Genomic DNA, 12,292 nt, shown 5'->3' with positions numbered 1-12,292 from the left:
GTTCGGTCCCCGTGTCGGCTGCTACCGGTCCCCGGCCCGGCTGCTGGGCATGCGCGACTAGCCCTGCTGCTGTGCCGGTTCCTGCACTGTCGTCCGTCTCGCTGGGCTCCTGCCCAGCGGGCTCGGTCCCCGACGTTTCCCACGTCTCCTTTCCCTCGACCGGGTTTCCCGGAGTACCGGTACGCCGCTCCACGAGGACCGGTACGCGGAGGGGCTCCCGCGAGTGGACCGCAGCGGCAGCGTCAGTCCCATCTGGCTGGGACCAGGGAGAGGGCAGCGGCACCGTGGCCAGCGCGAGGGCGTGTCGACGCGCGGCGAGCTGGTCGAGGAGCTTGGCACGCTGGACGGCATCGGTACCGACCGAGGCCACACCGACCGCTTTTGACAGCCGCCGGGTCAGGCGTCGGCCGCGCCAGCTCCGCTGTTGCTCCGGCGTGCGCTCGGCGAGGCGAGCGGCGAGGGCGACCGCGCGCGTGGTGGCCCGGTCCCGGGTGATCTGCGCGGCGTCGCGATCTCGGGTGGCGATGCCGAGGCGGGAGAGCAGGCGCTCGCGTACCTCCCGCCGCAGGATGGCTACCAGCCCGTTGGGCAGGGCACCCGGCGTGCGCAGCCGGAGTTCGATGCCCATGGCGAGGTGCCACATGGTCCCCGCCAGGAGGGGACCGATAACGGCACGGACGGTCCCGCCGACGGGACCGCTCTCGGCGTACGCGGGGATCACCTGCACGGCGCTGATGGCCCAGACCAAGGCACCGGGCAGGCCGGCCGATCCCAGGCTGGACATGTTCTTCCGCGCCAGCAACGAGCTTGCGAAAAGGGCGAGTTCTGCGGCGGCGAACATGGTTGTCCGCTCGGCGGTGCCCGCCATATCGAGGTGGTCGGCGGCGAACCTCCAGCTCGTGTCACCGCTGTAGGCGGTGCAGCCCATGGCGGCGAGGGCGGCGACCTTGATCTCCAGGCCGCTGCGAGGCCCCGCGGAGTGGGCCGTGCGCCGCCGCATCGTCCAGGCGGTGAGCACCACGGCGAGGGCGGCGGGCACGGTGGCCACGAGGAAGAGGGGGAGGTTCGGCGCGATGCCGAGGGAGAGGAAGGGGTGGGTCATGCGGCCTTTCCGAGATGGGCCTGTGCCGAGGTTGGTGTCGCCGTCCGGGGCGCAGTCCGCCGGCTGCCGGGCTGGGCGGTCGGGCTGGTGACGGCGGCTGGGACGGTCTTCGGCCGCTTCGTCTTGGGCCGGGGCACGCCGTGGTTGCGGTCGCGGTCGTGCACCTTGTTCTCGGCCTTGCGGAGCAGGTCACGGGCGTGATCGGGGCTGACCTTCAGCGCGATGGCGAGCCGGTCGGGCCGCCACCCGCGCACGTAGGCGTGGTCGACGACGACCTGGCGCTCCGCCTCGGTGAGGTGCACATCGCGCCCTTGGAAGAACGCGCTCACGCGGCGGTAGTCCAGACGCTTGGACAGCCCGTTGTGCCAGGGACGCCGGTCGGCCGCGGTGAGTCCGCCCCAGACTCCCTCGCGGAGGCCGTTCTCCAGGGCGTAGTCGAGGCAGTCCCGCCGGACGGGGCAGTCGCTGCACAGGTCCTTGGCCTCGGCGATGGCCGCGTGGTCGCGGGGGAGCGGGAAGAAGACGGCGTCGGCGACTTGGGGGTCCATTCCGTGGCAGGCGCCGCGCGTCTGCCAGCTCGTGTCGCCGATGCCCCGCAGGCCGGTGTGGGGCGAGGAGTGGGTGGTGATGTCGTGCAAGGGGGGCTCCGGTGTGCTGCCGCGTCGGCGGTTCGGGCCGTGGAGGGGAAGGGACGCGGCTTCGGGGCATGCTGCGGTACGGACGGGCGTACGACGCAGCAGGCACATATCGGTGGTGAGGGGGTGGGCGGCGCCGATAGGGGGCACCTGAGGAGGCGGCGGGGTCAGCTCGCTACGGGCTGCGGGGTCCGCTGTGCTCGCCGGGCATCGGCGACGCGGCACTCGTGCGGGGTGATCGGGGTGTTGCCCCGCGGGAAGCCGCCGGGAGCGATCCGCCTCAGGCGGCAGACCCTGCCCACGGGGGCTTCGCACTGCTTGCAGGCCACCGCGAGGACATCGAGATCTCCCCTGGCGACAGCGGCCTCGTGAGCGGCTCGGGCGCGGCGGAACGGCGCGAGCATCGCGCGGGCCTCCGGCGGGATGCAGGAGCCGTCCTCCTGCAGCCGTGCTTCCTGGATCGGCTCAGCCGGGCGGCTGGTGAGCTGACGGGACTGCACGGGCTGGGCGGCACCGACGGCGACGGCGCGGCGGGTGAGGACCAGCTCGGCGGTCCAGGCGGCCTGGTCGTCGGGGTCCACCGACGGCGTGGGGTCCACGTGCCGGTTGATGCGGTCGCGCTTGTAGCTCTCCCACGGGCGGCCGATGTCCGCCGGCAGGATCGGATACGGCGAGGTCCGGATGTACTGGTGTGCGACAGCGCAGGCGTCCCAGCCGTGCACCGTGGCCAGCGGCACGTCAGAGAGCAGCTCCTGCCACTGGTCGAGTTGGTACATGACCTCGCGGGCGTCGGTGCGAATCAGCCGTGAGTCGAGGCGGCCGACGTAGGCCAGCAGGCCGGCGGTCTGGCGGCGGTCCATGGCTACTCCGCTCCGATCGGTTCGCCGCAGGCGGCCAGCAATGCGGCAGTGTGCATGTCGGCGCGGGTCATGCCGACTGTCGGGGCGGGGCCCGTTCCGGGCCCGGTGTGGCCGTGCGGGCGGGCCAGGGTGTGCTCGCGGGCGATCCAGGCACGCCAGTCGGTTGCCCAGGATTCCGCGGGGCGGGGGCCGAAGCACGAGCGGTGGGCGCGCCACTTGGCGTCGGCCGCTCGCAGACCCTCCTCGCCAAGGCGGTCGAGGTGTCCCTGCTGGAGGGTCCAGGCATGAGTGGCTGGGTCGACCTGCCACTCGGCAGCTGAGACGACGGCAGCACCACTACTGCTGTACCTACGGTTCAAATCCGGTTCACTACAGTTCTGTGTGCCGGATTCCGGTACACCGCTGTGCCGGAAACCGGCACGCCTCTGTATCGGTTTCCGCCGGGACCTCCCGGTTTCCGGCACTGCCGGTTTCCGGACCTTCGCGGCGGATTCCGGTACCTCGCGCAGGCGAATCCCGTACCGCTCCAGGGCCGAGATCCGTAGCGTCAGGGGTGCCTCCGGATCACCGGCACCTTCGGCGTCGTCGTGAAGCTCCCGCTGGGCCTCTGTTGCCAGGGGCATGCGGTAGACCGTGCTGCGCTTCGGTCCCACGAGGTCGTGGAGCACTTCCAGCTCGTCGGCGGCGACCATCCGATCGAGGGCTTCGCGCACTGTGGAGACGGAAGCGTTCGTACGCTTGGCCAGGTCGGACAGCGATGCCCAGGAGATGCACTGGTCGTCGGCCACCCGGTCGGCGATCGAGAGCATGACGCATCGTGTGGTTCCCCGGCTGGAGCTGTGCTCCCACACCCACTCGCGGGCTTCGCCGCTCATCGGCCGCTCCCGGACACGAAGCGGGGGTGGCGGTTCGCCAGGACGGGGGCGGTGGCCGCCGGCTCGGGGCGCGATGGAGCCGCGGCGGAGGTGGCTGCCGCGCAGGCCCAATGGAGGGCCCTTTTGCGCAGGGCAGGAGTCATGCAACAATCCCCTTTGCTTGCCGCGCTGAAGCGCCCGTAGGAAGGCATTAGCGCGGTGACGGTTAGGCATTTCCGCCCCTGTTGGCTTGCAGGGCCCTGAGTGGGGGCGGGATGTGCCGCTGGGCGTCCGGCGTCCGGGAGCTGCTAACTCTCGGGCGCCGTCGCCGTTTTCGAGTCGATAAGTGCCTGGGGGCGGATGCTCCTTCCACTCGCGGATCAGGTAAGCCGCCCAGGGGACGACGAACATACGCAGCCGAATGCGGCACAGTCCAGACTTGGTTCTACAACTCTGTACTGGTTGCGGAGGATGACATCCATACGCGTCGGGCCTACCGCGCGGATGTCTCCGTGCGGGTCGGCTACGAGTACTTCAAGTGCGCCGCGTGACATACGGTCGATCCGTATGCGCGAAGCACCTCAGAGCGCGAGCACCGGAATACAACAACCGCGATTCATGCATTCTTTGGGCGACCTCGTTGTCAACCGGGTAGGCGGCGAGAGCACTCGAACTGCGCGAACACAGGCGGAGGGTTCCGGCCGGCGCACGGCCGGTGAACAGGCCGCCTCGCGTTCAGCAACGGTGATCTCCACGGCTACCTCCTCGCTCGCACCTCGCGCTTCGCCAGCCCGACGAAGCGGCTGGCCAGAACGATTTAAGTCAAGCGAGGCGACAAGCGTCAACGTGATCATTTGTCTGGTTCGTCCCGGTAGGTTCCGGCTGACTGTCCTACGCCGCGTAGCCCTTCGTGAACCCAAGTCCCGGCGGTAGTAGCGAATGTGACGCTTAATGGATTGAGAGTTTGGCGGCGATAACCGCTGCTAGCGGTCGAGTCGCGGTGCAGGATCGAAAACCGGCAACGTTTTGCCGATTCCGCCGTTAGGCCGCCAGGGCGATGCCCGTTTCGGTGGCATACGTGCCGCGATGCCGGGAATTTTGTTCCGCATTGAATCAATTGCAAGGGTGGGTCGTGTGGGCCACTCCACACGTGGTCAAGATCGCCTGAATATTGCGTATGGTTCTTCCGGGGGGAGCGGCGGGGCGGGGTCCAGTGTGCTCACTGAGCCCCTTTGTGTGCTCTCGCCGCTGCTCAGAGTCATAAAGTAGGCAGGTTTCTCGTGGTCACAAACGAACTTGACCCCAGCAGCAAACATGCGGCGGACGACGAGGTCTCGCGGCGGAGCAGCGGACAACTAGCCGGTGAATACATGGGCTTCGGCGCCCTTTTGCGTCGATGGCGTAAGGCGGCAGGCAAGACCCAGGCCACAGCTGCGAAATGCCTCGGAGTGAGCGAGCGCACCTACCGCAAGATCGAACGCGGTGCGACGCCGCCGCGCCTCACTCACGCGCAGTGCGAGTCCTTGGCCAGCTTGCTGAACCTCGACCGCGACGAGCGCCACGCCCTCTTCCTGTACAACATCGGAACCAACCTCGGCTCCAAGTCCGGGCAGCCAGAACTCCAGCAGGCCATCCGCCTGCTCATCGACCGCCAGTTGCCGAGCCCCGCCTACGTGTGTGATCGATACTGGAACATCCTCGCCTTCAACACGGCCATGGCCGAGTGGTGGCCATTCGTGATGGAGCCCGGCGCAAACCTGATCCGCTGGGCCCTTACCGTGAGCGAAGCGCGAGTCCAGTACCAGGACTGGGACAAGCACGCCTCGGCATACGTGAAGATGCTCAAGTTCGCCCAGGCCACGAACCCCAACGACATGGAACTCCGCCAGCTGATCGAGGACGTCAAGAAGGACCCCGACGCCCGGCACGTCTGGGACACCGAGCACGACATGGGCGAGACACGGGACGGCCACGTCTTCCGGATGAACGTTCCGGCGCTGGACTGGGAGACCGTCGAAGTCGTCAGCCACGTCCTCTATCCCGCCTCGATGCCCGACTCCCGTTTCGTCGTCATCACCTGGGTCGAAGGCGGTGAGGACGACGAGCACGACGCCCTCGGCGGAGCCCGGAACGCCTGGGCAGCCACGACAACCAGCCAGGACGACGTGGCCGTGGCGCAGCGGCACGCCCAGAACCGGGCCGACGAGGACGCGGCCACCCGCTGGCGGCGAGAAGCGGCGCTGGCCTCCCGCGTCGTGGTCGCCACCTCCGAAGAGGCCGCGGCGCAGGCCGGCGCGAACCGTATCCCGCTGCCCGCGCTCAGCAGCGTCCTGGGCCCCGAGGTCCAGCTCACCCTCTCGCTCGACCGGCGCACCGTGGTGTGGGCCGTGGAAGAAGCCACAGGCTGCTGGGCTGTCACCCACGTCTCTCCAGCCACTGTGATCACCCGCGTACCCAAGAGCGCGCTGAGGGGACCCTGCCTCCCCGAGACCCACCATTTGGTCCGCGCGGCTCTGCCCGCCGAGCCGGAGGCAGCAACTCGACGGATCCAGCAGCTGCTCGAAGAACGCGACAGCGAACAACGAGTGCTGAGGGAGGTCCTGGACGCGATGCACCCCAGCCCCGAAGTCTCGGATTCCCTACGTACGGCCGAGGCACCTTAACTCCGTGGTCCCGCGCCACCTGATACGCGAAATCCGCCCCGCGCGCCCACCGCGCTGATCACGCCTCGATATTCAGAAGGACTCGCAAATGCACAAGTTCACTTACCAGCTTCCCCTGCGCTGGGCCGACACGGACGCCTACGGGCACGTCAACAACGCGCTCTTCCTCCGATACCTGGAAGAGGCGCGTACGAGGATGGTGGCGGACATGCTGCCCGCCGACGAGGCAGAGCGCCGCCGCCGCGCCTTCGTGGTCCAGCAGTCCTTGATCGACTACAAGGCTCCACTGGACTACCGCGAGGAGCCCGTCAGCGTGGACGTGTGGGTCACGCGCAGCCGCGGAGCGCGCCTTGAGCTGGGGTGCGCCATCCGGGACGCCGATGCGACGTATGCCGAGGCCACGATCAAGATGGCGGCTTACGACCTGGAGACCGGCGCCCCGCGGCGTATGACCGACGAGGAGCTCAGCTTCTTCACCCGCTACACCGAAGCCTGAGTTGAGGCGATCAGTCCGACCGGCCTCCGGAGGCGTGGACGATCTGACGCGCAGTGCGGAACATCTCAGCACCGCAGGCGTTATCAGGGAAGCGCTCTACGACGCGGTGGTGCACGTGTTGCCTGTAGGCCAGCGCGGTCAGGCCGCCGAAGACGGTCATGTCAAGCTGCTGCTGGGAGGCGAAGCAGGCCAGGGCGGCCTGCTTGGCGGCCAGGAGATCGGCGGTGCCGACGAAGTAGAGGGTCGGCTCAAAGGCGCGGCTGTAGGGGGAGCGGAAGTGGATCAGGTCAGCGGCCTCACGCATCGCAACGGTGGTGGCCTCCTCGCCGGTGATGGCGTGGTCGAGGTGCTGGTCGTCGGGGTAGTGGGTGTAGACGACGTCGGGGCGCTCGGCAGAGAAGGCGTCGAACAGGGCCGCATTGATGGCACCTCGGTGGTCGGTGAAACGGGTATCGGGGATCTGGGAAAAGGTGTAGCCGCCGATGCCGAGGATTTTCGCGGCGGCCAGGCACTCGTCGCGGCGCACGGAGCCGTCCTCCTTCTCGACTCGTCCGGCGCTCAGGCAGTGGACGCGGACGCGGTCGCCGGTGAGGACGTGATCGCGGATGCGCATACCCATGGCGATCTCGGCGTCGTCGGGGTGGGCAACGACGACTAGGACGGACCGGGGGGTGGTCAACGAGACTCCTCGGGAGTGGTGATCTGCAGAGCACTGTGCAGACGGCGGCCCTCAAGCCCCTGCCAGCGGAATGGCTCATGGTCGTTCCGGGGCCACCGCAGGTAATGGAGGCTTCCCACAGCGTCAACCAGATCGTGACCTCTGCGATAGGCGATCTTGGAGGTCTGGCCACCGTCGAGGTGGAACACCGCCGAGGGGTCGTGGCCAGCGCGCTCGCACAGCTCGGCTGTCTCCTGGACGGTGGTGCCCCGGAAAGCAGGAGCGAGGGGTGCACCGTCCAGGACGGTCACGGTCAGGCGCCGCCCGTCGAGGGCGAGCAGTGTGCGGGCGTAGCGGGCGTCCGGCCGGAAAGGACTCTTCCCGAGGCTCAGGTCCCAAGGGGCGATGCGTCCGGCAGCGGCGTCAGCGGCGGACGGTCCCAGCGACACAGCGCTGTCTATGTTGGCAGTGTCATGGGTGTCGATGGCGGTGACGTGGACGGCTGCTCCCGGGATGAGGTGGGCGGGCCAGGGTCGGTGTGCGCGGAGGACGTAGGCGCCGGCGAACAGGTCAGCACCGCCGCCGGGGTGCAGGGCTGTGATCCGCGGCAGGGTGGGGGTGGGGGTGACCGTGCAGTCGAGTGCGTTCGGATCGTGGGGCGTTGTGTTGGCGGCCGGGTCGACATCGCGACGAAAGCCCGTGCGGGGGTCGTCGTGGTAGCGGATGCGGCAGTTCGCCGTGCCGTACACGGTGAGGTGGCCGTGCACCGCCGGGCGCGGAGGGGGCTGCTTGGAGCCGGTCCAGGTATGAGGGTGGCCAGCGACGGTGAGGGTGCCGGTGGCGGCCAGAGTGCGTACGACCGGGCGGCCGTGGTGGATGAATAGGGCGGGTTTGGTGACGGTGGGCAGGCTGGCTGCGTGGTGGTGGCGGACAGCGAGGTCGAGGCAGGGTTCGGCGGGCTGGTAGTCAGGGTCGTCGGAGATGTAGGCGAAGGCGCCGGAGACCGCGGCGACGACGGGGCCGGTGACGAGGCGGCGCAGGTGGAAGCCGCTCGGGGAGGAGACCGGCCGACACAGGGCGCGGTCCAGGTCGACGGCAAGGGTATAGGCGTTGGTGAGGCAGCCGTCGCTGAGGTCGATCGGGCGGGCGGTGAGGACGACGCCTGGTGCGAGGTGGCGGGTCCAGGCCGGGGTGGGGCGGGCGAACGGGCTCTGGTCGCGGGCCAGCGACTGGACGCTGGGCGCGTGGATGCCGCGGGCGCTGAGTTCGGCGAGCGGGACCAGGTCCGGATGGTTACCGGACGGGGCGAGGGGGACGTTCATGCCGTCACCGGCCCAGCGGCGGCCAGCAGGTCGGGGACGGTGAACGGCCCGGCGTCCAGCAGACGGCGCAGAATGTAGCGCAGCCGGTCGGAGGTGGCGGGCGGGGCGGTTGCTGGGTAGGGAACAGTACGGGCCTCCAGCCGGTACAGCAGCACGCCTGCGGTCACTGTTGCGAGGAGGTCGTCGGTGTGCCAGGGCCACGCAGGGCCGGAGAGGGCATAGGCGTCGAGGAGCGCGGCGACGAGCGGGTACTGGAGCGAGGGTCGTGTGACGTGGTGCAGGACTAGGTGGGCGAGGAGGTAGCCGAGATCGAACAGCGGTGCGCCGTGATGCACGTTGTCGAGGTCAACGAAGGCCGCGCGTCCCGCCGTGAGGCTGAGGTTCTTCGGGCAAGCGTCACCGAGAATCAGCTGCCGGCCTGGCAAGGCGTCCAGGCGGCGGCACGCTTCGTCGAGAGCGCGGTGACCGCAGGCGCGTAGGCAGTAGCCGTATGCATGCTCGGCACGGAAGAGGTCGTCGCCGTCGCCGTCGCGCAGCGGCGGCAGGGCTGCGGTGGTGCGGTGGATGCGGGCCAGAGCGTTGCCCAGGCGCGAGCACTCTTCGGGGGTGGCGGCGCGCTGGTCGAGGTGTGCGCGCCAGGTGCGGCCGTCGGGGAAGACATCGGTCATCACCATGGCGTGCGCGTCGGGCAGAAACGCCAGGACCTTCGGGAACAGGTCCGGCATGAGGCCGTGGTGGAGCGTCAGGGCACGGTGCTCGACCGAGATCAGCGCCGGGTCGGTGGCGATGTGCGCGACCCCGGCGAAGCGGCGGCCGCGGACCTTGACGATGACGGTGCCCGCCTCGCCATGGAGGCGGAAGACGTGGCTGACGTTTCCCCCGGTGCACGCCGCGACGCGGGCGGCGCGTCCGATGTGCGGGCGGCACGCGGCGAGGACCTGATGCAGGTGCGGACCGAGGACTGTTCCCAGTCCGGGCGCGGCGCGGTCGGTGGCGAGAAGATCGGTCATCGCGTGGCTCCCAAGACGGCGAGGGTGCGTGCGGTAGGCGCTGGGGCTGCGGCCGGGCGGAAGCCGAGCACGACGGGGGCGGCGGGTCGGCCGGCATCGGCCCATCGTCGGGACATCGACAGGTAGGCGCCGGCCATTAGACGCGCCGGGCGCCGATGGTCGGTCAGGTCGGATGCCATCTCCGTGCGGGGTATACGTCCGGTGAGGTAGGAGAGGAACTCGGTGATGGCGCAGGTGCGTGCCGAGCGCTGAGTCGGGAGCACCGCGTTGTCGCCGCTGCCGTGCACGAGGTCGGCAAAGCCGAGCAGGCGGTGCCGCTGCCAGTCGGGGCGCAGCCGGTCGTTGCGGAAGACGTGGAGTTCGATGTGGTCTGCGCCGCCCGTTGTCTGCCGATCGACGCCGTCCTCGTCACCGTGGATGGTCTGCAGGACGTGCAGGTGCAGGGCCTGGAAGGGCCCTTGCTGGATGATGTGGCTCTCCTGTCCGATCCGGCCGTTGCCCTTGTAGAGGCTGCCGGGCACGGGGTGAAGGGCGCTGCGCTGGGAGAAGGTGGTGTGGGCGAGGTTGTGGCTGCCGAGCGCCATCACCCGGCCGCTGCCGCGGTAGGAGACGTTGAGGAACACGTCGACCTCGCCGAAACCGGCGGTCATCCGGTCCAGATCCTGCGGGGTGTACGGGTTGCGGTCGGCGAATCCAGGCAGCAGCCGAGCGTGGTCGGTGACGGTGAGCTGGGCGAGGAAGTCGGAGGGCCTGGTGCACGCGGCATGGACCTCGATCTCGTCGATCTCCTTGCCCGGGCGTTCGCCAGCGGCCAGCCACCACGGCACGGTGTCGAAGTGGTGGTAGCCGGAGTGCGCGGCCTTGCCGTAGCCGCGGTCGAAGCCGTGGTAGCCGAGGTCGACGAGTTCGTCCGGCAGCCGCCACTGGCCGTCGCCGTGGCTGGACTGGACCGAGGTGACCGGGCAGTTCGTGGCCTCGGCTACCTCGGCGATCAGCTCTCGCACTCGGCGGAAGGCGGGGTGCCAGCGCCGCTGGCTCAGCACGCTAACCACCATCCGCGGATCGCGCCGCCGCGCCGCCCGGTAGGCGTCCAGCAGGGTGTCGAAGTCGTCGGCGATGGCCTGCGCGGCCGCCGGGTCGGTGGACGCGCCCGTATGCACGGTCAGTGGCTTGTCGAGCAGCACCGGCAGGCCCTGCTCCATCGCCCACAGGGCGTAGGGCAGGTGCACGGACGGCTCGGTCGCCACGACGACCGCGCCGATCCGCTGCCGCTTCACTACGCCCTCCAGCACGCGCCGCACCCCGTCGGGCAGGGACCGCAGGGAGGTGGGGAACGGCTGGACGGGAACGACGGGCATTCGCCGCCGCCTTCCGGGCGCGCCGTACCTGACTGCGGCGGCAGCCGCGTCAGGCAGGTCAACGCCGGTGACGGTGCCAGCGAGGCCCGCGTCCTGCGCGACGGCCAGCGCGGGCAGGTGGTTGAGGCGGGTGTGCGGGCCGACCCCGACGACCAGCACGTTCACGGCACTGCTCACCGGCTCACCGCCGCGCGGCCGATGCCAGCTCCAAGCAGTGGCAGGACGCCCTCGCCGACCTCGTACGCCTCTTCCAGGTGGGGAAACCCAGACAGGATGAACTCCGTGATGCCGAGCTCCGCGTACTCGGCGATCCGGTCGGCGACCTCGCGGTGCGAGCCGACCAGCGCGGTGCCCGCGCCGCCGCGCAGCAGCCCCACGCCAGCCCACACGTTCGGCCATACCTCCAGGTCGGAGGTCCGGCCGCTGTCCCGGAAGGCCGCGTGCAGGCTGCTCTGCCGGGCCTGCCCGGTGGACTGGCTGTGGGCCAGGGTGGCTTGTACCCGCGCGACGTGGTCCCGGTCGATCCCGGTCAGCAGGCGCTCGGCGGCGGCCCACGCCTGCTCGCTCGTGCCGCGGGCGACGACGTGGAACCGGATCCCGAACCGCGGTGCGTTGCGCCCGGCGTCGGCGGCCAAGGCGCGGATGCGGTCCAGCTTGGCCGCGACGTCGGTGGGCGGTTCGCCCCAGGTGAGGTAGACGTCCGCGTGCTGGGCGGCGACCGGGGCGGCCTCGGCGGAGGAGCCGCCGAAGTACACGCCGGGCAGCGGGTCAGGCGGCGTGAAGACGGCTGCGCCGCGTACGTCGTAGTGCGCACCGGTGAAGTCGAACGGCTCGGGGGCCCAGGCGCCGCGCAGGACGGTCAGCCACTCGTCGGTGCGCGTGTAGCGGGCGGCCTTGTCGAGGTGGTCGCCGAAGCGGGCCTGCTCGGCCTGATCGCCGCCGGTGACGACGTTCAGCAGCAGCCTGCCCCGGGTCTGCCGCTGGAACGTCGCGGCCATCTGCGCGGCGAGTGTTGGGCATATCGAGTCCGGGCGCTGCGCGACCAGGAACTTCAGGCGCTCGGTGGCCTGGGCGAGGGCGGCGCAGGTGATCCACGGGTCTTCGTTGAACGTGCCAGCGGGGGTGAGGATCGCGTCGAAGCCCATGAGCTCGGCGGCCTGCGCGATCTGGGTCATGTAGAGCAGGTCGGGGGCGCGGTGCCGGTCGGCGCCGGGGCCGGCTGCCGTAGTCGTGTCGTGGCCGGGGCCGTGCACCCCGCGCATCCCGGTGGTCAGGGTGCGGCCGTCACTGCCGGTCGGCAGGAACCAGTGGAACTGTAAGCCGTGCAAGGGGTA

At 70.0% G+C, this 12,292-nt stretch carries 10 protein-coding genes and 1 pseudogene; 2 read left to right on the top strand and 9 right to left on the bottom strand.

All coding sequences use genetic code 11. From position 1 onward, the window contains the following. The 4 genes and pseudogenes from ABZ898_RS04020 to ABZ898_RS04005 all read right to left on the bottom strand — a co-directional run. Positions 1 to 1,102: pseudogene (locus tag ABZ898_RS04020) on the bottom strand (hypothetical protein); the annotation flags it as partial. Beyond that, positions 1,099 to 1,740, bottom strand: a complete 642-nt coding sequence (locus tag ABZ898_RS04015) for a WhiB family transcriptional regulator (protein WP_361652502.1) — start codon at positions 1,738 to 1,740, stop codon at positions 1,099 to 1,101. The pseudogene ABZ898_RS04020 and the gene ABZ898_RS04015, both read right to left, overlap by 4 nt. 164 nt (positions 1,741 to 1,904) lie before the next feature. Further along, positions 1,905 to 2,597, bottom strand: coding sequence for a hypothetical protein (locus tag ABZ898_RS04010; protein WP_361652500.1), 693 nt, complete (start codon positions 2,595 to 2,597; stop codon positions 1,905 to 1,907). 2 nt (positions 2,598 to 2,599) lie between these two features. After that, positions 2,600 to 3,472, bottom strand: a complete 873-nt coding sequence (locus tag ABZ898_RS04005; protein WP_361652498.1) for a helix-turn-helix domain-containing protein — start codon at positions 3,470 to 3,472, stop codon at positions 2,600 to 2,602. Positions 3,473 to 4,821: 1,349 nt separating this feature from the next. Here ABZ898_RS04005 and ABZ898_RS04000 point away from each other — a divergent pair. Both ABZ898_RS04000 and ABZ898_RS03995 read left to right on the top strand, forming a co-directional pair. Continuing rightward, a complete protein-coding gene (locus tag ABZ898_RS04000) occupies positions 4,822 to 6,114 on the top strand; it encodes a helix-turn-helix transcriptional regulator (protein WP_361653104.1) in 1,293 nt (430 codons plus the stop codon). An 88-nt stretch (positions 6,115 to 6,202) separates the two neighbouring features. After that, positions 6,203 to 6,610, top strand: coding sequence for a thioesterase family protein (locus ABZ898_RS03995; protein ID WP_361652496.1), 408 nt, complete (start codon positions 6,203 to 6,205; stop codon positions 6,608 to 6,610). A gap of 10 nt (positions 6,611 to 6,620) precedes the next feature. Here the strand turns inward: ABZ898_RS03995 and ABZ898_RS03990 are convergent, their stop codons facing one another. The 5 genes from ABZ898_RS03990 to ABZ898_RS03970 are packed head-to-tail and all read right to left on the bottom strand — an operon-like array spanning position 6,621 to position 12,286. Further along, complete coding sequence (locus ABZ898_RS03990) at positions 6,621 to 7,289, bottom strand: PIG-L family deacetylase (RefSeq protein WP_361652494.1); 669 nt, start codon at positions 7,287 to 7,289, stop codon at positions 6,621 to 6,623. Next, on the bottom strand, positions 7,286 to 8,590 hold the full coding sequence (locus ABZ898_RS03985; RefSeq protein WP_361652492.1) for a hypothetical protein: 1,305 nt from the start codon (positions 8,588 to 8,590) through the stop codon (positions 7,286 to 7,288). The genes ABZ898_RS03990 and ABZ898_RS03985 overlap by 4 nt, the downstream gene beginning before the upstream one ends. Next, a complete protein-coding gene (locus ABZ898_RS03980) occupies positions 8,587 to 9,600 on the bottom strand; it encodes a phosphotransferase (protein WP_361652490.1) in 1,014 nt (337 codons plus the stop codon). The genes ABZ898_RS03985 and ABZ898_RS03980 overlap by 4 nt, the downstream gene beginning before the upstream one ends. Continuing rightward, positions 9,597 to 11,135 carry a Gfo/Idh/MocA family oxidoreductase gene (locus ABZ898_RS03975; protein WP_361652488.1) on the bottom strand — a complete coding sequence of 513 codons (1,539 nt, stop codon included), beginning with the start codon at positions 11,133 to 11,135 and terminating at the stop codon, positions 9,597 to 9,599. The genes ABZ898_RS03980 and ABZ898_RS03975 overlap by 4 nt, the downstream gene beginning before the upstream one ends. After that, positions 11,132 to 12,286, bottom strand: coding sequence for an LLM class flavin-dependent oxidoreductase (locus ABZ898_RS03970; protein WP_361652486.1), 1,155 nt, complete (start codon positions 12,284 to 12,286; stop codon positions 11,132 to 11,134). Before ABZ898_RS03970 ends, ABZ898_RS03975 begins: the two co-directional genes overlap by 4 nt. Between the last annotated feature and the right edge of the window lie 6 nt (positions 12,287 to 12,292).

This window comes from Streptomyces sp. NPDC046860 (genome assembly GCF_040645115.1).
GTDB lineage: Bacteria > Actinomycetota > Actinomycetes > Streptomycetales > Streptomycetaceae > Streptomyces.
Note: the sequence above shows the minus strand (reverse complement) of the source record. Positions and strands in the feature narration are given on the sequence as shown.

Bases quoted from the DNA above. Each gene is read 5' to 3' on its own strand.
- ABZ898_RS03980 (WP_361652490.1), bottom strand. From the start codon at position 9,600: ATGACCGATCTTCTCGCCACCGACCGCGCCGCGCCCGGACTGGGAACA.
- ABZ898_RS04010 (WP_361652500.1), bottom strand. From the start codon at position 2,597: ATGGACCGCCGCCAGACCGCCGGCCTGCTGGCCTACGTCGGCCGCCTC.
- ABZ898_RS03995 (WP_361652496.1), top strand. From the start codon at position 6,203: ATGCACAAGTTCACTTACCAGCTTCCCCTGCGCTGGGCCGACACGGAC.
- ABZ898_RS04000 (WP_361653104.1), top strand. From the start codon at position 4,822: ATGGGCTTCGGCGCCCTTTTGCGTCGATGGCGTAAGGCGGCAGGCAAG.
- ABZ898_RS04005 (WP_361652498.1), bottom strand. From the start codon at position 3,472: ATGAGCGGCGAAGCCCGCGAGTGGGTGTGGGAGCACAGCTCCAGCCGG.
- ABZ898_RS03985 (WP_361652492.1), bottom strand. From the start codon at position 8,590: ATGAACGTCCCCCTCGCCCCGTCCGGTAACCATCCGGACCTGGTCCCG.